The organism is Achromobacter ruhlandii, assembly GCF_002082135.1.
GTDB lineage: Bacteria > Pseudomonadota > Gammaproteobacteria > Burkholderiales > Burkholderiaceae_B > Achromobacter > Achromobacter ruhlandii.
On record NZ_CP017433.1, the window covers coordinates 1,021,460 to 1,040,145 of the forward strand.

The window sequence follows — 18,686 nt, forward strand, 5'->3', positions numbered from 1 at the left end:
GGCATGGATCGTCACTACGAAGACCTGTTCGACCGCGCGTTGCCACGCCGTCATCGGGTGCCGTTGCGGGCCTTCGGCTGGCTGGCGCTGGCCCTCTCTCTGTGCGCCTCGGCCGCGGTCTGGGGCTGGAGCTATGGCACCGTTGAATGGATCGGCATTCTCAGCATCGCCGGCCTGCTGCTGATCTGGTTCCTGACTTTCCGGCCCCGCGCCGCGCTGACGGCCGGCGGGCTGTGCGCGGTGGCCGCGCCGCTGCTCGCCGTGCTGTAGGCGCACCGTGGGCAGGGCGTCCGCGCCGCGGGCCGGCCGGGCGCGCTTGCGCCAGGCCCGGGCGCTGCCCGCGCCATCCGGGTGTCGCGCGCGGCACGTTACACTGGGCGTTTCTCCAAGCAAACGCCTTCATCGTCCATGAACACCCGCGTCCTCACTGGCATCACCACCTCCGGAACCCCTCACCTCGGCAACTACGCTGGCGCGATCCGCCCGGCGGTCCAGGCCAGCACACAACCGGGTGTCGACGCGTTTTTCTTCCTGGCCGACTACCACGCCCTGATCAAGTGCGATGATCCGGCCCGAGTGGCCCGCTCGCGCCTCGAAATCGCCGCCACCTGGCTGGCGGTGGGGCTGGACCCCGAACGCGTGACCTTCTACCGTCAGTCGGATATCCCCGAGATCCCCGAATTGAGCTGGCTGCTGACCTGCGTCACGGCCAAGGGCCTGATGAACCGCGCGCACGCCTACAAGGCTTCGGTCGACCAGAATACGGCCAAGGGCGTGGACCCGGACGATGGCGTGACCATGGGCCTGTTCTCGTACCCCATCCTGATGGCCGCGGACATCGTCATGTTCAACGCCAACAAGGTGCCGGTGGGCCGCGACCAGATCCAGCATCTGGAGATGGCGCGCGACATCGCCCAGCGCTTCAATCACCTGTACGGCCGCGACTACTTCACGCTGCCCGAGGTCGCCATCGAAGAGGACGTGGCCACCTTGCCGGGCCTGGATGGCCGCAAGATGTCCAAGAGCTACAACAACACCATCCCGCTGTTCGAGGGCGGCGCCAAGGCGCTGCGCGCCTCGATCATGCGCATCGTCACCGATTCGCGCGAACCGGGCGAGCCCAAGGACGCCGAAGGCTCGCACCTGTACACCATCTACCGCGCCTTCGCGACGCATGAACAGGCCGCGGCGTTCCGCAAGCAGCTCGAGGAAGGCCTGGGCTGGGGCGAGGCCAAGCAGGCGCTCTACGACCACCTGGAGAACCTGCTGGCGCCGATGCGTGAACGCTACTTCGACCTGATGGCCAACCCCGGCCGGATCGAAGACGTGCTGCAGGCTGGCGCCGTCAAGGCGCGCAAGCTGGCCGTGCCGATGATGCGCGAGCTGCGCGAGGCCGTCGGCCTGCGCAATCTGAATGCGCAGGCGCCGGGCAAGCAGGCGCAGGCCAAGAAGGAAAAGGGCAAGGGCGCGCGCTTTGTCAGCTTCCGCGACGAAGACGGCGGTTTCCGTTTCCGCCTGCTGGCGGCCGATGGCGAGGAACTGCTGCTGTCGCAGCGCTTTGCCGATCCCAAGCAAGCCGGGGCCCTGATGCGCCGCCTGCAATCGGAAGCGCCCGAGGCCCTGCTGCAGGCCACCGCGCAGGGCGTGGCGGCGGTGCTCGATGGGGTAGCCGTGGCGACGGCGCCCGCTGGCGCCCAGGGCGACGCGCAGGCGCAGTTGGCCAAGGCAAGCGAAGCGCTGGCCTCGATGTCGCAGGAGTAGCGCGACGCGGGCGGCGCGCGCGCCGCCTCTCTTGCGTGATGGAATCGCCCGGCCACTGTGCCGGGCATGCTTTTTTCAGCGACGCGCGCTCGATACGATGCGGCCGTCCTGCACCTGGAAGCGCTGGGCGCTGCCCTGGCCGGCGATCTCGAGCAGGTCACCTTCCGAATAACCGGTGACGGTCGGACAATCCAGCCATTCGGGGTTGATGAACGGGAAGTACTTGAGCGCGCCGCTGCCCTGGCTGACGAAATCGAAGGTGGTGTTGGCGACCACTTCCGGATCCCACTGGCTGGCGTCGAAGGTCAGTGCGCAGCCGGCCCCGATACGGTAGACGATGCTGGCGCCCATGCTGGCAAAGCCAAGCGCGCCGACGTGCAATTGCGCGCCGTTGGTCAGTTCGATGACGCGGCTGCCCAGGCGTTCCAGAGTGATGTGCTTGAAGTTGACTTCGGCGCCATCCACGGTCAGGTGAGCGTATTGACCCAGGGTGACTTCGTTGTAGGCGCCGCTCAGGCTGGCTTCTTTTTCGGTAATGGTTGCCGTTTCGTTGGCGGCAAGCGTAATCGTATTGCGCATGGCGGACGGATCTCCGGTCTCTCAGGGGATGGCGCTGTTTTTCTAGTGCTTCTACCCGATAGACGCTTGCGCCGCAGCTCGCCTGATCATGGGTTTGCCTTCGCCGTGCGTGCCCGACTTCGCCGGCTTTTATTATTTGGACACAATTCGATATTTTCCCTTATTTTTGTTGCGTCGGGCTTGCGGCATCGCAAGGAAAACGGGCAATTGCGGGAAAGTCCCTAGTTGAATGACAACCGGCGCCTGAGGCGCCGGTCGGGGACTTGCAAGAGGCGCCTGGCCGGCTCCGGAGGAAGCGGCCAGGGCGGCGCTCAACGTTTGAGCTTGGCGAAGGCGTCGGCCATGGCGCTGTTCATCGCGCCACCGCCGCCGCCGCCATTGCCGCGGCCGCTGTCGCCCTGCGGACGACGGCCCGGGCGGTCGCCGCCCTTGGGCGCGTCGGCGCCGCGGCGGGCTGGCACGGCGGCGTCGTTCATGCGCATGGTCAGCGCCACGCGCTTGCGCGCCACATCCACTTCCAGCACCTTCACGCTGACGGTCTGGCCCACGCGCACCACGTCGCGCGGATCCTTCACGAATTTTTCGGCCAGCGCGGAAATGTGGACCAGGCCGTCCTGGTGCACGCCGATGTCGACGAACGCGCCGAAGTTGGCGACGTTGGTCACCACGCCTTCGAGCACCATGCCGGGGTACAGGTCGTTGAGCGTCTCGACGCCTTCCTTGAACTGCGCCGTCTTGAACTCGGGACGCGGATCGCGGCCGGGCTTTTCCAGTTCGGCGAAGATGTCGCGCACCGTCGGCAGGCCGAAGCGTTCGTCCGTGAAATCAGACGGCGACACGCCCTTGAGCGCGTCGCGCTGGCCGATGATCTGCTTCACCTCGGCCTTGATCTTGGCCACGATGCGCTCGACCACCGGATAGGCTTCGGGGTGCACCGACGAGGCATCCAGCGGGTTGTCGCCGTTGGGAATGCGCAGGAAGCCGGCGGCCTGCTCGAAAGCCTTGTCGCCGAAGCGCGGCACCTTGCGCAGTTGTTCGCGGGTGGGGAAAGCGCCGTTCTCGTCGCGCCAGGCCACGATGTTCTTGGCCAGCAGCGAGTTCAGGCCCGACACGCGCGCCAGCAGCGCGGCGGAGGCGGTGTTGACGTCCACGCCGACCGCGTTCACGCAGTCCTCGACCACCGCGTCCAGCGAACGCGCCAGCTCGCGCTGGTTGACGTCGTGCTGGTACTGGCCGACGCCGATGGCCTTGGGATCAATCTTGACCAGCTCGGCCAGCGGATCCTGCAGGCGGCGCGCGATCGACACGGCGCCGCGCAGCGTCACGTCGAGGTCGGGGAATTCCTGCGCGGCGGTCTCGGAGGCCGAATACACCGACGCGCCGGCCTCGGACACCACCACGCGGGTCACCTTCAGGTCGGGGAAGCGTTCCTGCATGTCGCCCACCAGCTTCTCGCTTTCGCGCGAGGCGGTGCCGTTTCCGATGGCGATCAGGTCGACTTTGTGGCGCGCGACCAGCGCGGCCAGGGTGTTGATGGTGCCGTCGCGGTCGCGGCGCGGCTCGAACGGGTAGACGGTGGTGGTGTCGACGACCTTGCCGGTGCGGTCGATCACGGCCACCTTGCAGCCCGTGCGGATGCCAGGGTCCAGGCCGAGCACGGCCTTGGGGCCGGCCGGCGCGGCCAGCAGCAGGTCTTTCAGGTTGGCGGCGAACACGCGGATGGCTTCGGCCTCGGCGGTTTCGCGCAGGCGGCCGATCAGTTCGCTCTCGAAGGCCGTCACCAGCTTGACGCGCCAGGTCCAGCGGCACACTTCGCCCAGCCAGCGCGAGCGCGGCGAGGCATCCAGCGCGAACAGGCCGTTGCCCAGCTTGAGGAAGCTGGCGATGCGCGCGACGCAGGGGTGCGGGGTCTGCGCCTCCAGTTCGGCTTCCAGGCCCAGGCGGATTTCCAGCACGCCTTGCTGGCGGCCGCGCAGCAGCGCCAGGATGCGGTGCGACGGCAGCGTGCGCAGCGGTTCGTTGAAGTCGAACCAGTCGCGGAAGTTGGCGCCTTCGGTCTCCTTGCCGTCGACCATCTTGGAATACAGATAGCCGGTGGACCAGAGGTGCTCGCGCATGTCGGCCAGCAGGTCGGCGTTCTCGGCGTAGCGCTCGGCCAGGATGTCGCGGGCGCCGTCCAGCGCCGCCTTGGCGTCGTTGATCGAGGCTTCGGGATTCAGGTACTGCGCGGCCAGCGCGGCCGGGTCGCAGGCGGCGTCGGCCAGGATGGCGTCGGCCAGCGGCTCCAGGCCCGCCTCGCGGGCGATCTGGGCGCGCGTGCGGCGCTTGGGTTTATAGGGCGCGTACAGGTCTTCCAGGCGCTGCTTGGTGTCGGCGGTGGCGATTTCCTGCTGCAGTTCGGGCGTCAGCTTGCCTTGCTGCGAGATCGATTCGAGGATCGCGCCGCGGCGTTCTTCGAGTTCGCGCAGGTAGCCAAGGCGCACTTCCAGGTTGCGCAGGACGGTGTCGTCCAGGCCGCCGGTGGCTTCCTTGCGGTAGCGCGCAATGAACGGCACGGTGGCGCCATCATCGAGCAGTTCCACCGCCGAGGCGATCTGGGAGGCGCGGGCGCCAAGCTCGGTGGCGAGCTGGGCCACGATACGGGCATTGTCGACGCCGGCGGCGACGTTCGTGATAACGGAAGTTTCAGACATCTCGATACGACGGCAAAAAGGAAAAACAAGGGGCGGATTGTGCCATAAGCCGCTGTTACAAAAAGTGCCAACCAGGATGCATCCGTCCCCATCGACTGTGCCGTTTGCGACGCGTTCGCCGTAAAAGGGCAGCGCCAGCGGGTATCATTTGATCCTTTCCCACCCTATCAGGGCCTGGCGCCCCCGCCGTCGACCCGCGCGGTCGATCGCGACGCCCGGCTGTTTCCATGCTGGACCTGGACATCTCCGAATTCTTCGCCGAGGACGGCCCGCTCGCGTCGGCCTTGCCCGGCTACAAGCCGCGCCCTTCCCAAGTGGAACTGGCCCAGGCCATCGGCCAGGCCATCCAGGACCGCGCCACGCTGGTGGCCGAGGCCGGCACCGGCATCGGCAAGACCTGGGCCTATCTTGTACCCGCCTTCATCCAGGGCGGCAAGGTGCTGATCTCCACCGGTACCCGCACCCTGCAGGACCAGTTGTTCACGCGCGACCTGCCGCGCGTGCGGGCGGCGCTGGCCGCGCCGGTGACGGCCGCCTTGCTCAAGGGCCGCGGCAACTACGTCTGCCATTACCACCTGGAACGCCTGCAGGGCGACGAACGCGCCTTGAAGTCGCGCACCGAGATCCAGCAGTTGCGCCAGATCCAGGTGTTCGCCGGCATTTCCAAGACCGGCGACCGTGGCGATCTGGCGCAGGTGCCCGAAGACGCCGACATCTGGCAGCGCGTCACCTCGACCCGCGAAAACTGCCTGGGCCAGGAATGCCCGCGCATTCGCGACTGCTTCGTGGTCAAGGCCCGCCGCCAGGCCCAGGAGGCCGACGTGGTGGTGGTCAACCACGCCCTGTTCATGGCCGACCTGGTGCTGCGCGAAGAGGGCGTCACCGACCTGCTGCCCGAGGCCGACACCGTCATCTTCGACGAAGCCCATCAGTTGCCCGACACCGCCACCCGCTTCCTGGGCAGCAGCGTGTCGACCCACCAATTGCTGGACTTCGGCCGGGCGCTGGAGGCCGCCGGCCTGGCCTATGCGCGCGAAGCGACCAAATGGAGCGACGTGGCGCGTCACCTGGAAACGGCGGCGCGCGAATTGCGCCTGGTCTGTGCGCCGCTGGACCGCATGCCGGGCCGCAAGGCCACCTTCGAGGCCATTCCCAATCCCGAGGAATTCGATGCCGCGCTGGCGGTGCTGCGCGAAGCGATCGACGTCGCCACCAACGCGCTAGGCTCGGTGGCCGAACGCCATCCCGACCTGGTGGCCGCCGCGCGCAGCGGCGCCGAAATCGCCGTGCGCCTGAAGCGCTGGGCCACGCCGGCGCGCGATGCATCGGGCGTAGACGATGAAGGCTGGGGCCGCGACGACCAGGCGCCCGGGCTGCCCGCGGCGCTGGGCGATGGCCTGTCGACGCCGGTCGCGATCCTTGAAGGCGCGGCGGCGGCGGGCGAATGGACCGGCCCGGCCGTGCGTTGGGTCGAACACGGCCAGCACCACGTGCGCCTGCACTCCGCGCCGCTGTCGGTGGCGCAGGCCTTCTCCAAGTACCGCAAGCCGGGCCAGGCCTGGATCATGACCTCGGCCACCCTGTCGGTGAATGGCGAATTCACCCACTTCACCGGCCAGTTGGGCCTGGATCAGGCCCGCACCGGCAAGTGGGAGTCGCCGTTCGATTATCCCGAACAGGCGCTGCTGTTCGTGCCGCGCGGCATGCCCGAACCGCAATCGCCGCAGTTCCTGGACCGCTTCGTGCAGACGCTGCTGCCGCTGCTGGAGGCCAGTCCGGGCGGCACGCTGGTGCTGTGCACGACGCTGCGCGCCGTGGACAAGGTCGCCAACCTGCTGGCCGACGCGTTCGATGACGCCGGCCACGACTGGCCGCTGCTCAAGCAGGGCGAAGGCACGCGCCGCGACCTGCTGGACCGCTTCTGCAAGTTGACCCATCCGGTGCTGGTGGGCAGCGCCAGTTTCTGGGAGGGCATCGACCTGCCCGGCGACGTGCTGACGCTGGTGGCGATCGACAAGCTGCCGTTCGCGCCGCCGGACGATCCGGTGATCGAGGCTCGCCTGCGGGCCTGTCGCGCCCAGGGCGGCAATCCGTTCTCGGAATACCAGCTGCCCGAGGCCGCCATTTCGCTCAAGCAGGGCGCCGGCCGCCTGATCCGCACGGAATCGGACTGGGGCGTGCTGATGGTGGGCGATGCGCGCCTGGTCGAAAAGCCCTACGGCAAGCGCCTGTGGCGCGGCCTGCCGCCGTTCGCGCGCACGCGCGAACTGGAGGAAGTGCTGGCGTTCTACCGTCGCAAGCAGGCATAGCCCCGCCAGTCGCCACCACGACCGCCAGCCAACAAAAAGCCCCTCGATTGCTCGAGGGGCTTTTTCCCATGCGGTGGCCGGTCAGGTCAGTTGAACGGATTCCACCAGCTCTTGTCGGCCTTCAGGCCCTTGTTCTTGAACGTGCTGTTGGGGAAGTTCTTGTCGAGCACGCGTTCCGAGTCGTTCTTCAGCTCGGTCATGCCGAGCTTGTCGTACGAGGCGACCATCAGGTACAGCGCTTCCTCGGTGGCGGGCGCGCCTTCGAAGTCGGTGATGACCGTCTGCGCCCGGTTGGCCGCGGCCACGTAGGCGCCGCGCTCGAAGTAGTAGCGGGCCACGTGCACTTCGTTCATGGCGATGGTGTTGACCAGCCAGGCCACGCGCTTTTCGGCGTCCGGGGTGTATTTGCTGTCCGGGTAGCGCTTGATCAGCTCGTTGAAGGCGTCGTACGACGCGCGCAGGCCCTTGGGATCGCGCTCGGCGGGATCCTGGCCGGTGATGCTGCTCATGAAGGCGCTGGCCGGCGTGAAATTGATCAGGCCCTTCAGGTACAGCGCGTAGTCGGTTCCCGGATGGTTGGGATAGAGCTGCTGGAAGCGGTCGATCGCGGCCAGCGCCTGTTCGTTTTCGCCGTCCTTCCAGTTGACGTAGGCCAGTTCGAGCAGGGCTTGCTGGGCGTAGACGCCGAACGGATAGCGGCTTTCGATGGCGGTCAGGCGCTCGCGGGCTTCCTTCCAGCCCCCCGAGGAGATTTCGGCCTTGGCGTCGGCGTAGAGCTGTTCGGCGCTCCAGTTGGCGGTCTTGTCGTATTTGCTGTTGGTCGAACCGCAACCGGCGATCGCGATGACGGCAAATAGCGCGATAACCACGCGCAAGACCGACCCGCTTCGGGAGGCGGGGTTCGTGGGAGCTGCGGGGTGGTGAATCACGAGAATCGTATCCTTGGTGGTAGCATGGCAGGCTGATTATATGATTTGTCTCCATGTCCGCTACAGCCTTCAGCGCAGATCTCGTTTCCGACGATGAACTCCTGGACCTTTCCGATGGTGATTCCGGCGAAAACCCAGGTGGAAAATCGCGCGGCGGGTCGCTTGAAAACGCGCAACTTGTAACGGTGCCCGCGGGCACCCGGGCCGACCGGCTCGACAAGGTGCTGGCCGGGCTATTGCCAGACCACTCCCGCAGCCGTCTGCAGGGCTGGATCGAAGCCGGCAACGTCCATGTCAACGGCGCGCCCGGCAAGGTGCGCCAGACGGTCGGCCCGGGCGACGAGATCGCCGTCTGGCCCCAGCCCGCGCCGGAATCCCTGGCATTCGCGCCCGAACCCATCGACTTTCCGGTGGTGGACGAAAGCCCCGACTGGATCGTGGTGAACAAACCCGCCGGCCTGGTGGTGCATCCGGGCGCCGGCAACTGGAGCGGCACGCTGCTCAACGGCCTGTTGCACCGCTACCCGGAATTGGCCCAGGTGGCGCGCGCCGGCATCGTTCACCGGCTGGACAAGGACACCTCCGGCCTGATGGTGGTGGCCCGCAACGAAATCGCGCAGACCCACCTGGTGCGCCAGTTGCAGGCCCGCAGCATGGGCCGCGAATACGTGGCGCTGGCGCACGGCTGGCTGCCCGCCGCCGGTCGGGTCGACCGCGCCATCGGCCGCGATCCGCGCGTGCCGGTGCGCATGAGCGTCGAGCGTCCCGTGGCGCCCAAGCCGGCCGTCACCCACTACGCTCCCGCGCGGCGCGGCCAGGTCGACCCCGGCGGCCGCGTCAGCGAGGTGGTCTGTCGCCTGGAAACCGGCCGCACCCACCAGATCCGGGTGCACCTGGCCAGCCTGGGGCACCCGCTGCTGGCCGACACCCTCTATGGCGGCAAGAACATCGCGGGCGCGCAGCGGCAGATGCTGCACGCCCGCGCCCTGCATTTCGACGATCCGGGCGGGCGTGGCGAGGTCCAGTTCGCCGCGCCGGTGCCGGCCGACATGACCCTGGTCCAGGAAGCGATCGCATGGAACGCGTGACGCAAGGCTTGCCCGTGGTGACCGGTCCCGCGTGGCCGGGCGTCAACTATTTCTGCACCACCCGCGCCGGTGGCGTGGGCGTGGCCCCGCACGACACGCTGAATCTCGGCCGCCGCGCCGGCGATGATCCCGACGCCGTGGCAGAGAACCGCCGCCGCCTGCGCGCGGCGCTGCCGGCCGAACCGCTGTGGCTGCGCCAGGTGCACGGCAGCGAGGTGGTCGACGCCGATGCCGCCGACCTGCCGGACGAGCCCGCGCTGGACGCCAGTGTCACCGCGCGTCCCGGTCGGGTGCTGGCGGTGATGGTGGCCGACTGCCTGCCGGTGGTCATTGCCGACGCCGACGGCCGGGTCCTGGGCGCCGCGCACGCCGGCTGGCGCGGCCTGTCCGGCGGCGTGCTGGAACACACCCTGGCGGCGATGCGCGCCAAGGCGCCGCAGGCCACCGCCTGGCGCGCCTGGGTCGGTCCCGGCATCGGGCCGGACGCCTTCGAGGTCGGGCGCGACGTGCTGGACGCCTTCCTGGCCGACGATCCCGCCGCCGAACGCTATTTCCGGCCGCGGCCCGGCGTGCCCGGCAAATGGCTGGCCGACCTGGCCGGCCTGGCCGAATTCCGCCTGCGCCGCGCCGGGGTGGAGGAGGTCACCCTGAGTCGCCTGTGCACGGTCACCGACGCGGCGCGCTTCTTTTCCTACCGCCGCGACGGTGAAACCGGGCGGATGGCATTGCTGGCCTGGCTGGATCCGGCTTGATCCCGCGCAAGGCGGCCGCAAATGCCTTGCGCCCCTCATTGAATACCCGCATTGACAGCCCTTAACCCGACATGCAACATCAATCGGGAAGTCTCGATAACAAGGTGTCGAAGTGAATGCCAATCTCTCCGCTTCAGGGCCCCATCCGGTGAGCGTGGCTCCGGACGTCCTGGCCGATATCCAGGCTGAATTCTCGCGCGAATGGCAACGGCTGTGCGACGACGCCCGCCGTGGCGCGCTGGCCCCGCCGGCCGACCGCCGCTTCGCCGGCGCGGCCTGGGCCGCCAATGGGCAGCATCTGCTGATGGCGCACACCTACCTGCTGTCGGCCCGCGCCATGTCGCGCATGGTCGACGCGGCGCAGGTCAGCGAGCCGATGCGCGACCGCCTGCGGTTCTCGATCATGCAATGGGTCGACGCGCTGTCGCCGTCGAACTTCCTGGCGCTCAACCCCGATGCCCAACAATCCATCGTCGAAAGCGCCGGCCGCGCCCTGAACGAAGGGCTGGCCAATCTGCTGGGCGACGTCAAGAAAGGCCGCATCACCCAGACCGACGAGACCCAGTTCGAGATCGGCCGCAACGTGGCGGTGACGCCCGGCGACGTGGTGTTCGAAAATGCGCTGTTCCAGCTGATCCAGTACAAGCCCGCCACGGCCACGGTGCACGAGCGGCCGCTGGTGATCGTGCCGCCGAACATCAACAAGTTCTATATCCTCGACCTGCAACCCGACAACTCGTTCGTGCGCCACGCGGTCGAGCAGGGCTTCACGGTGTTCCTGATCTCCTGGCGCAACCCGCTGGCCAGTGATACCGACGGCATCGATCGCGCGACCTGGTCCGACTATCTCGACGATGCGGTGCTGCAGGCCCTGCGCGTGGCCAGCGACATCTCCGGCCAGCCGCAGGTCAACGCGCTCGGCTTCTGTGTCGGCGGCACCATGCTGGCCTCGGCGCTGGCGCTGGCCGAAGCGCGCGGCGAGCATCCGGTGGCGGCGCTGACGCTGCTGACCTCGCTGCTCGATTTCCACGATACCGGCATCCTCAACGTCTTCGTCGACGAGGCCCACGCGCTGCTGCGCGACCATCAGCTGGGCAACGGCGGCCTGATGCCCGGACGCGACCTTGCCACCACTTTCTCGTTCCTGCGGCCTAATGAACTGGTCTGGAACTACGTCGTCGGCAACTACCTGAAAGGCCAGAAGCCGCCAGCCTTCGATCTGCTGTTCTGGAACGGCGACAGCACCAATCTGCCGGGCCCGTTCTTTTCCTGGTACTTCCGCAACACGTATCTCGAAAACAACCTGAAGGTGCCCGGCCGCGCCCAGGCCGCCGGCCTGCCGCTGGACCTGACGCGCCTGTCGATGCCGGCGTATATTTTCGGTTCACGCGAAGACCATATCGTGCCGTGGGTGTCGGCCTATGCTTCCACCCAGGTGCTGCGCGGTCCGCAGCGCTTCGTGCTGGGCGCCTCGGGTCATATCGCCGGCGTGGTGAATCCGCCCGCCAAGAAGCGCCGCAGCTACTGGGTGGCGGACAATCTGGGCGGCGCCGGCCAGCCGCTGCCGGGCGACCCCAACGCCTGGCTGGCGCAGGCGCAGGAAATACCGGGCAGCTGGTGGCCCGATTGGGCCGCCTGGCTGGCGGGGCATTCCGGCAAGCAGGTCAAGGCGCGTGCAAAATCAGGTAACGCCCGGTATCGGCCGATAGAGCCGGCGCCGGGCAGGTATGTGAAGGTCAGGGCTGCCTGAAGCCGCGCACGCGGTGGGCCCAGGCCAATAAGAAGTCAATCAACGAGGCGTCCGTCGCACACAGGAGGAAGTCCAATGAGCGGAAAACTGGCTTACGTTACAGGCGGGATGGGCGGGATCGGCACCTCTATTTGCCAACGCCTGGCCAAGGAAGGCTTTCGCGTCGTGGCAGGCTGCGGCCCGAGCCGCAATTACCAGCAATGGCTGGATGAGCAGGCGGCGCAGGGATATACCTTCCATGCTTCCGTCGGCAATGTGTCCGACTGGGATTCCACCGTGGCCGCGTTCGAGCGCGTCACGGCGGAACTCGGCCCGGTCGACGTGCTGGTCAACAACGCGGGCATCACCCGCGACGGGCTGTTCCGCAAGATGACCGCCGACGATTGGCGCGCGGTCATCGACACTAACCTGAACAGCCTGTTCAACGTGACCAAGCAGGTCATCGACGGCATGGTCGAGCGCCAGTGGGGGCGCATCATCAACATCAGCTCGGTGAACGGGCAGAAGGGCCAGTTCGGCCAGACCAACTACTCCACCGCCAAGGCCGGCATCCACGGCTTCACCATGGCGCTGGCGCAGGAAGTCGCCAGCAAGGGCGTCACCGTCAACACCATCTCGCCCGGCTACATCGGGACCGACATGGTGCGCGCCATCCGTCCGGACGTGCTGGAAAAGATCGTCGCCACCATCCCGGTGCGCCGCCTGGGCACGCCCGAGGAAATCGCGTCGATGACGGCGTGGCTGGCTTCGGATGAATCCGGCTTTTCCACCGGGGCGGATTTCTCGCTCAACGGCGGCCTGCACATGGGCTGACGCCTCGCGGGCCGCCCGGCGGGCGGCCCATCCGCGCCGCGGTGCCTCGGGGAGACGGCGCCGCGGCATTACACTTCACCCTATTCGAAGTCTTAGAGATCGCCCGATCCGGGGACAACCATGACGCAAGCACAAACCGGCGCCAGCCTGCGCCTGATTAAAAAGTACCCCAACCGTCGTCTGTACGACACCCGGACCAGCACCTACATCACCCTGGCGGATGTCAAGCAACTGGTTCTGGCCAACGAAGAATTCCAGGTGGTCGACGCCAAGAGCGCCGAAGACCTCACGCGCAGCATCCTGCTGCAGATCATTCTTGAAGAAGAAAGCGGCGGCATGCCCATGTTTTCGTCGAACATGCTGTCGCAGATCATCCGTTTTTACGGCCACGCGATGCAGGGCATCATGGGCTCGTACCTGGAAAAGAACATCCAGGCCTTCATGGAGATCCAGCAGCGCATGGCCGAGCAGTCCAAGGGCCTGTATGGCAGCCAGTTCGGTCCCGAAGCCTGGGCCCAATTCATGAACGTGCAGACGCCGATGCTGCAGAACATGATGAACAACTACATCGACCAGAGCAAAAACCTGTTCGTGCAGATGCAGGACCAGATGCAGGACCAGACGCGCGCCATGTTCTCGAACTTCCCCTTCAACCCCGGGGGCGTGCAAGGCGGCGGACGCAAGTCGTAAAAAGGGGAGTGCGGCATTGCCGCGGGTCCGACCCTTGTCAGCCGGCGTGGCATTGCCCGCCGGCTTTTGTTTGGCTTGATGGGACGCAAAAACCAGAGAATTTCAGACTGATCTGATTCAGGGAGATGTCAGATTTTTTCGTTACATTAATGCAAACGGTTCTTGTTTATGTTTTTAGAATCCGTCGTTTCAATCGAGCTTCGAGGATACCCAATGATGAAGAAAGCCTTGGCCCTGGCCATTGTCGCTTTGAGCGTGTCCGCCGCCCAAGCGGCTGAATACCCCATCGGCAAGCCGGTGGAAAAGGGCGGCATGGAGATCGGCGCGGTCTACCTGCAGCCGATCGAAATGGACCCGCCGGGCATGATGCGTCCCGCCAAGGATTCCGACATCCACCTCGAAGCCGACATCCACGCCACGGCCGGCAATCCCACCGGTTTTCCCGAAGGCGAGTGGATGCCCTACCTGGTCGTCAAATACGAAATCCAGAAGGTCGGCAGCCAGAACGTGCAGAAGGGCACCTTCATGCCCATGGTCGCCAATGATGGCCCGCATTATGGCGAGAACATCAAGCTCGAAGGCCCGGGCAAGTACAAGCTGAAGTACACCATCCTGCCGCCGACCGCCGACAAGATGAGCCACTTCGGTCGTCACATCGACAAGGAAACCGGCGTGGGCGACTGGTTCCAGCCGTTCGACCTCGAATATGAATTCGTCTATGCCGGCACCGGCAAGAAGGGCGGCTACTGATCGTGCATAGCATGCGTCCCCTGCGCCGCCTCTGCGTCGCGCTGCTGATCGGCCTGGCGGGCATGGCCGGCGCGCCCGCGCAGGCGGACGAACTGCCCACGTTCACGCTGACGTTCAAGCCCAATGGCACGTTTGAACCGGCCACGCTGGAAGTCCCGGCCGGCCGCTTCAAGATCGAACTGATCAACGAAAGCAACGAGCCGGTCGAATTCGAAAGCATTCCGCTGCGCAAGGAAAAAGTCCTGGGCCCCGGGGTCAAGTCGTTCGTGGTCATCACCATCTCGCGTCCGGGCGAGTATCCCTTCTTCGATGACTTTCACCAATCGGTGAAAGGCACGCTGATCGTCAAGCCCAAGGAATAGGCAGCCGCATTTCATGGAACAGGTTCTTTTCATCGTCTGGCGCGAAAGCGTCGAAGCCATGCTGGTGGTGGGCATTCTGTACACCTGGCTGCGCTCGACGCCGGAAGGCAAACGCGGACTGAAGTATCTGTGGGGCGGGGTGGGCGCCGGCCTGGCGCTGGCGATCGCGCTGGCGCTGGTGCTGCTGGGCGTGTCCACCTGGCTCAGCGACGAGGGCCAGGAATGGTTCCAGGCCATCATGTCGCTGGCGGCGTGCGCGCTGGTGGTGCAGATGGTCGTGTGGATGAAAAAGCACGGCCGCACGCTCAAGGGCGAGCTTGAAAGCGGCGCCCGCTCGTCGGTGGCCAACGACAACTGGTGGGGCCTGTTCTTGCTGGTGGCCATCGCGGTGGCCCGCGAAGGCAGCGAAACCGTGGTGTTCCTGTACGGCACCGTGGCGGCGGGCGAAGGCGGCAGCAACATGCTGATGCTGGCGCTGGCCGGCGTGGCGGGTTTCGTGGTGGCCCTGCTGACCTTCTGGCTGCTGCAGCTGGGCGGCAAGCTCATCACCTGGCGCCGTTTTTTCCGCGTCACCGAAATCCTGCTGCTGCTGCTGGCCGGTTCGCTGCTGGTGGGCGGGCTGGATCACCTGATCTCGCTGGACGTGCTGCCGACCATCATCGATCCGGTCTGGGACAGCTCGTGGCTGCTGAGCGACAGCACGGGCGTGGGCAAGATTCTGGCTGATTTCGCTGGCTACCGCGCCCTGCCGGCCCTGATCTCGGTACTGTTGTGGGTTGCTTACTGGATCGTGGTGTGGGCAATGCTGCGCTGGGTGGGCGGCAAGCCCGCTCCGGCGGCGGCGCGCGCCACGTCCTGATCGCGAAAACCGACGCATTCATCGGATTGAATTAATGAAGGTTTGACCATGGCAGCTGCACTCGGGAGGGCAACTTCCCGTATCGCCGACTTTCTCCGAGACCATGCCCCGCTGTTGCGCAAGCTGCAGTGGGGCATTGTTGCGATATACGCTTTCCTCCTGATCGTGCCGGCCATCATGCCGCTGCCGGACAATTCGGCCTCGGTATTCAACAACCTGACCATCGTGGCGCAGTTCGCGTTCTGGGGCGTGTGGTGGCCGTTCGTGCTGGTCTCCATGCCCATTCTGGGACGGGCATGGTGCGGTTGGTTCTGTCCGGAGGGCATGCTCACCGAGTGGGCCAGCGAACGCGGCCAGGGGCATGCCATTCCCAAATGGATGCGCTGGGGCGGCTGGCCCTTCGTGGCCTTCGCGCTGACCACCATCTATGGCCAATTGGTCAGCGTGTACCAGTATCCGTTGGCGGTGCTCGCCGTGCTGGGCGGCTCCACGGTGGCGGCCATGATCGTCGGCTGGCGCTACGGCCGCAGCAAGCGGGTCTGGTGCAAGTACCTGTGTCCGGTCAATGGCGTGTTCAACCTGCTGGCCAAGCTGGCGCCCTGGCACTTCAAGGTGGACGAGGAAAAGTGGCGTCACCCGGTCATCCGCATCGAACCCATCAACTGTGCGCCGCTGGTGCCCTTGCGACACATGAAGGGCGCCGGCGACTGTCACGTATGCGGCCGTTGCAGCGGCTATCGCGGTGCCATTGCCTTGACGCCGCGCTCGCCCGAGGAAGAAGTCGTCAGCGTCACCGACGGCGAACCCTGGCAGACCGTGCTGCTGTGCTTCGGCCTGATGGGCATCGCCATGGGGGCCTTCCTGTGGAGCGCCAGTCCGTGGTACGTGACCGCCAAGCAATGGGCGGCGACCTGGCTGGTCGAGCACGACATCATGTGGCCGCTGCTGGACAATGCGCCGTGGTTCATCCTGACGCATTATCCGGAAGTGAACGACAGCTTCTCGTGGCTGGATGGCGCGGGCATCCTGATGTTCGTGGTCGGCGCCACCGTGTGCGTGGGCGGCGCCACTTTCCTGTCCTTGTGGATCGCCGACCGGCTGGCGCCGGCGGCCCCGGTGGACGGGCAGCCTGCGGGCGGTTGGTTCCGTCCGGGCCTGCACAAGCTGGCCCAGGGGCTGATTCCTTCGGCCGGCATCGGCGTATTCCTGGGCCTGTCCGCTACCACCATCAACCTGCTCAAGCACGAAGGCGTGCGCGCCGCGTGGGCCACGCCAGTGCGTTTCACGCTGCTGACGCTGGCGGTGCTGTGGACCCTGCGCCTGTTCGCGCGCCTGTTGAACCAGCGTCCGGTCGGCATGGTCAGGAAGACCACCGCATGGCTGGTGCTGGCGGCCGGCCTGGTGCCTTTCTGTTGGTCCTGGGTGCTGTTCTTCGCCATCTGGTAACGCCCGCGAGATAACAAGATCGCAGGCGAAAACAAGCGCGCCGCCGCGCGCGGAAAATATCACGCGCCGTTGCCCGCATCCGCGGCGGTGCGTGAATTTGTACGACCATTTAACAATTACGTAGGCGGGTAATTCGTTGCTACTCTGGCTCCGCGCAATCAAGGAGCAGAGATGCAGTGCGGTCGTCGCGGCGAGCTGTCGTTCTTCCTGTGGCCAGTGTTTCTGGCTTTCGCCGCCGTCGTTTCGCCGGTCTTCGGCGCCTCGGGCACCGAGGCGCCGACACCGCCGGCAATCTCCATCGATGCTCGCGAGCAACTGCGCCAACAAGAGCGTGAACGTGTCCTGCAACAGCAGAATATGCCGCAGGTCAACGAGCGCCTGCCCCGTCCCGACGCATCCCCATCCGATTATCCCGCTGATGAAAACCCTTGCTTCGTCATTGATGCCCTGCGGCTGACCGGCGATTCGTCCGCCAGCTTTCAATGGGCGCTGGATGCCGCCGCGGATGTGATGGGCCATTGCCTGGGCGGCCGGGGCATCACGGCGGCCATCAACAAGGTGCAGAACGCCATTCTCGCCAAAGGCTACGTCACCACACGGGTGATGGCGCACGAGCAGGACCTGACGCGCGGCTTCCTGACATTGATGCTGCTGCCCGGCCGCATTGGCGATATGCGGTTCGACCAGCCGGTGTCGTGGCGCGGCCGGCTATGGAATGCCATCCCGGCATCGTCCGGCGATATTCTCAATCTGCGTGATATCGAGCAGGGCCTGGAAAATCTCAAGCGCGTCCCCAGCGCCGCCGCCGATATCCGGATCACGCCAGGGCAGCGCGAAGCCACCAGCGATCTGTTGGTGAGTTGGCAGGAAAGCCGGCCCATCCGGCTGAGCCTCGGCCTGGACGATAGCGGTTCGGACAGCACCGGCCGTTACCTGGGGTCGGCCACCCTGGCCGTGGACGCCCCCTTTGCGCACAACGATCTGTTCTACGCCAACGCTGGCAGGGATCTGTTCCAGCATGCGCCGCTCGGCAACCGCTCACATGCCTTGAACTACGTGTTCCCGGTCGGTTATTGGGCTTACTCCGTCAATTACAGCAATTACGCCTACCACCAGAACCTCCCCAGCGCCAACGAAGTCCTCAGATACAGCGGGAAAAGCGCAAGCCTTCAGGTCGCCGTGTCGTGGCTGGCGTACCGCGACCAGTCCCACAAGACCACGCTCAATCTGCGCGGGTATCGCAAGCATTCCACCAACGCCGTCAATGACATTGCCATCGAGCAGCAGCGGCGTCGCACGGCCGGGTGGGAGTTCGGCGTCAACCAGCACAGTTATCTCGGCAGCGCCACGCTGGATGCGAACCTTGGCTGGCGGCATGGCACCGGCGCATTCGGCGCCCTGACGGCACCCGAGGAAGCGTCGCGTAGCGGCAGTGCCCGCGGCGCTGTGCTGTCGGGCGACGTCAGCCTCAGTCAACCCTTTGCCTGGGGACGGCAGCCTTGGCGATATCTGGCGGTCGTGCGGGGCCAATGGAGCCCGGACGCGCTGACGCCCCAGGAGCGCATGGCCATTGCCGGCCGTTACACGGTGCGCGGCTTCGATGGCGAACAGACGTTGTCCGGCGAAAACGGGCTGCTCTGGCGCAATGAATTCTCATGGCATGGATTTTCATCCGGCGATGCGCTGTACGTGGCTTTGGACTATGGGTGGGTAGGCGGCCAGGGCGCCCGATATCTGGTGGGGCGCCAGTTGGCGGGCGCGGCCTTGGGACTGCGTGGCGCGCTCTGGGAAAAACTTGGCTATGACTTGTTTGCCGGTGCGCCCCTCTACAAACCGCGTGATTTTCACACCGCCGGAATTACGATCGGATTCAGCATGAATCTGGAGATCTGATCCCGCTTTTCA

Annotated in this window: 16 protein-coding genes; 13 read left to right on the forward strand and 3 right to left on the reverse strand. The window is 66.1% G+C overall.

Translation table 11 applies throughout. From position 1 onward, the window contains the following. Positions 1 to 270: DUF3325 domain-containing protein (locus AruCF_RS29420; protein ID WP_083036557.1), on the forward strand; the 270-nt coding region annotated here is incomplete at its 5' end. 138 nt (positions 271 to 408) lie between these two features. After that, entirely contained in the window at positions 409 to 1,761 is a 1,353-nt protein-coding gene (locus tag AruCF_RS04650) for a tryptophan--tRNA ligase (protein WP_049072282.1), read from the forward strand. Between the two features lie 75 nt (positions 1,762 to 1,836). On the opposite strand, the gene AruCF_RS04655 is transcribed toward AruCF_RS04650, so the two are convergent. Then, entirely contained in the window at positions 1,837 to 2,340 is a 504-nt protein-coding gene (locus AruCF_RS04655) for a hypothetical protein (protein ID WP_049072283.1), read from the reverse strand. 311 nt (positions 2,341 to 2,651) lie between these two features. Continuing rightward, positions 2,652 to 5,033, reverse strand: a complete 2,382-nt coding sequence (tex, locus tag AruCF_RS04660; protein ID WP_049072285.1) for an RNA-binding transcriptional accessory protein Tex — start codon at positions 5,031 to 5,033, stop codon at positions 2,652 to 2,654. Between the two features lie 227 nt (positions 5,034 to 5,260). Between tex and yoaA the strand changes: the two genes are divergently transcribed. Beyond that, positions 5,261 to 7,342 carry a DNA repair helicase YoaA gene (gene yoaA / locus AruCF_RS04665; RefSeq protein WP_049072286.1) on the forward strand — a complete coding sequence of 694 codons (2,082 nt, stop codon included), beginning with the start codon at positions 5,261 to 5,263 and terminating at the stop codon, positions 7,340 to 7,342. A gap of 86 nt (positions 7,343 to 7,428) precedes the next feature. On the opposite strand, the gene AruCF_RS04670 is transcribed toward yoaA, so the two are convergent. Next, complete coding sequence (locus AruCF_RS04670) at positions 7,429 to 8,217, reverse strand: outer membrane protein assembly factor BamD (RefSeq protein WP_049072287.1); 789 nt, start codon at positions 8,215 to 8,217, stop codon at positions 7,429 to 7,431. Positions 8,218 to 8,324: 107 nt separating this feature from the next. On the opposite strand from AruCF_RS04670, the gene AruCF_RS04675 reads away from it, so the two are divergent. The 10 genes from AruCF_RS04675 (at position 8,325) to AruCF_RS04720 (ending at position 18,674) form a co-directional block, all read left to right on the forward strand. Beyond that, on the forward strand, positions 8,325 to 9,359 hold the full coding sequence (locus AruCF_RS04675) for an RluA family pseudouridine synthase (protein ID WP_049072288.1): 1,035 nt from the start codon (positions 8,325 to 8,327) through the stop codon (positions 9,357 to 9,359). Continuing rightward, positions 9,347 to 10,111 (forward strand): peptidoglycan editing factor PgeF, encoded by a 765-nt coding sequence (gene pgeF, locus AruCF_RS04680; RefSeq protein ID WP_049072289.1) that lies wholly within the window; start codon positions 9,347 to 9,349, stop codon positions 10,109 to 10,111. Before AruCF_RS04675 ends, pgeF begins: the two co-directional genes overlap by 13 nt. Before the next feature lie 112 nt (positions 10,112 to 10,223). Further along, positions 10,224 to 11,861 (forward strand): class I poly(R)-hydroxyalkanoic acid synthase, encoded by a 1,638-nt coding sequence (phaC, locus tag AruCF_RS04685; protein WP_054416825.1) that lies wholly within the window; start codon positions 10,224 to 10,226, stop codon positions 11,859 to 11,861. 75 nt (positions 11,862 to 11,936) lie between these two features. Continuing rightward, the gene (locus tag AruCF_RS04690) at positions 11,937 to 12,674 is read left to right on the forward strand and encodes a 3-ketoacyl-ACP reductase (protein WP_006389399.1); all 738 of its coding nucleotides are present in this window, start codon (positions 11,937 to 11,939) and stop codon (positions 12,672 to 12,674) included. A 120-nt stretch (positions 12,675 to 12,794) separates the two neighbouring features. After that, positions 12,795 to 13,364: a polyhydroxyalkanoate synthesis repressor PhaR gene (gene phaR / locus AruCF_RS04695; protein ID WP_049072291.1), complete on the forward strand. Its 570-nt coding sequence runs from the start codon at positions 12,795 to 12,797 to the stop codon at positions 13,362 to 13,364. 213 nt (positions 13,365 to 13,577) lie between these two features. Next, positions 13,578 to 14,114: an iron transporter gene (locus tag AruCF_RS04700; protein ID WP_006389401.1), complete on the forward strand. Its 537-nt coding sequence runs from the start codon at positions 13,578 to 13,580 to the stop codon at positions 14,112 to 14,114. An 11-nt stretch (positions 14,115 to 14,125) separates the two neighbouring features. Further along, a complete protein-coding gene (locus tag AruCF_RS04705; RefSeq protein WP_049072292.1) occupies positions 14,126 to 14,476 on the forward strand; it encodes a cupredoxin domain-containing protein in 351 nt (116 codons plus the stop codon). 13 nt (positions 14,477 to 14,489) lie between these two features. Then, positions 14,490 to 15,335, forward strand: coding sequence for an FTR1 family iron permease (locus AruCF_RS04710; RefSeq protein ID WP_049072293.1), 846 nt, complete (start codon positions 14,490 to 14,492; stop codon positions 15,333 to 15,335). Between the two features lie 48 nt (positions 15,336 to 15,383). Then, positions 15,384 to 16,781 (forward strand): 4Fe-4S binding protein, encoded by a 1,398-nt coding sequence (locus tag AruCF_RS04715; protein WP_049077546.1) that lies wholly within the window; start codon positions 15,384 to 15,386, stop codon positions 16,779 to 16,781. Positions 16,782 to 16,952: 171 nt separating this feature from the next. After that, on the forward strand, positions 16,953 to 18,674 hold the full coding sequence (locus AruCF_RS04720; protein ID WP_235432749.1) for a ShlB/FhaC/HecB family hemolysin secretion/activation protein: 1,722 nt from the start codon (positions 16,953 to 16,955) through the stop codon (positions 18,672 to 18,674). Positions 18,675 to 18,686 lie beyond the last annotated feature (12 nt).

Excerpts from the sequence above, each read along its gene's own strand:
- AruCF_RS04650 (WP_049072282.1), top strand. The coding sequence starts at position 409 with ATGAACACCCGCGTCCTCACTGGCATCACCACCTCCGGAACCCCTCAC.
- tex (WP_049072285.1), bottom strand. The coding sequence starts at position 5,033 with ATGTCTGAAACTTCCGTTATCACGAACGTCGCCGCCGGCGTCGACAAT.
- AruCF_RS04705 (WP_049072292.1), top strand. The coding sequence starts at position 14,126 with ATGCGTCCCCTGCGCCGCCTCTGCGTCGCGCTGCTGATCGGCCTGGCG.
- AruCF_RS04720 (WP_235432749.1), top strand. The coding sequence starts at position 16,953 with ATGCAGTGCGGTCGTCGCGGCGAGCTGTCGTTCTTCCTGTGGCCAGTG.
- AruCF_RS04655 (WP_049072283.1), bottom strand. The coding sequence starts at position 2,340 with ATGCGCAATACGATTACGCTTGCCGCCAACGAAACGGCAACCATTACC.
- pgeF (WP_049072289.1), top strand. The coding sequence starts at position 9,347 with ATGGAACGCGTGACGCAAGGCTTGCCCGTGGTGACCGGTCCCGCGTGG.
- AruCF_RS04710 (WP_049072293.1), top strand. The coding sequence starts at position 14,490 with ATGGAACAGGTTCTTTTCATCGTCTGGCGCGAAAGCGTCGAAGCCATG.
- AruCF_RS04690 (WP_006389399.1), top strand. The coding sequence starts at position 11,937 with ATGAGCGGAAAACTGGCTTACGTTACAGGCGGGATGGGCGGGATCGGC.
- yoaA (WP_049072286.1), top strand. The coding sequence starts at position 5,261 with ATGCTGGACCTGGACATCTCCGAATTCTTCGCCGAGGACGGCCCGCTC.
- phaR (WP_049072291.1), top strand. The coding sequence starts at position 12,795 with ATGACGCAAGCACAAACCGGCGCCAGCCTGCGCCTGATTAAAAAGTAC.
- AruCF_RS04700 (WP_006389401.1), top strand. The coding sequence starts at position 13,578 with ATGATGAAGAAAGCCTTGGCCCTGGCCATTGTCGCTTTGAGCGTGTCC.
- AruCF_RS04715 (WP_049077546.1), top strand. The coding sequence starts at position 15,384 with ATGGCAGCTGCACTCGGGAGGGCAACTTCCCGTATCGCCGACTTTCTC.
- AruCF_RS04675 (WP_049072288.1), top strand. The coding sequence starts at position 8,325 with ATGTCCGCTACAGCCTTCAGCGCAGATCTCGTTTCCGACGATGAACTC.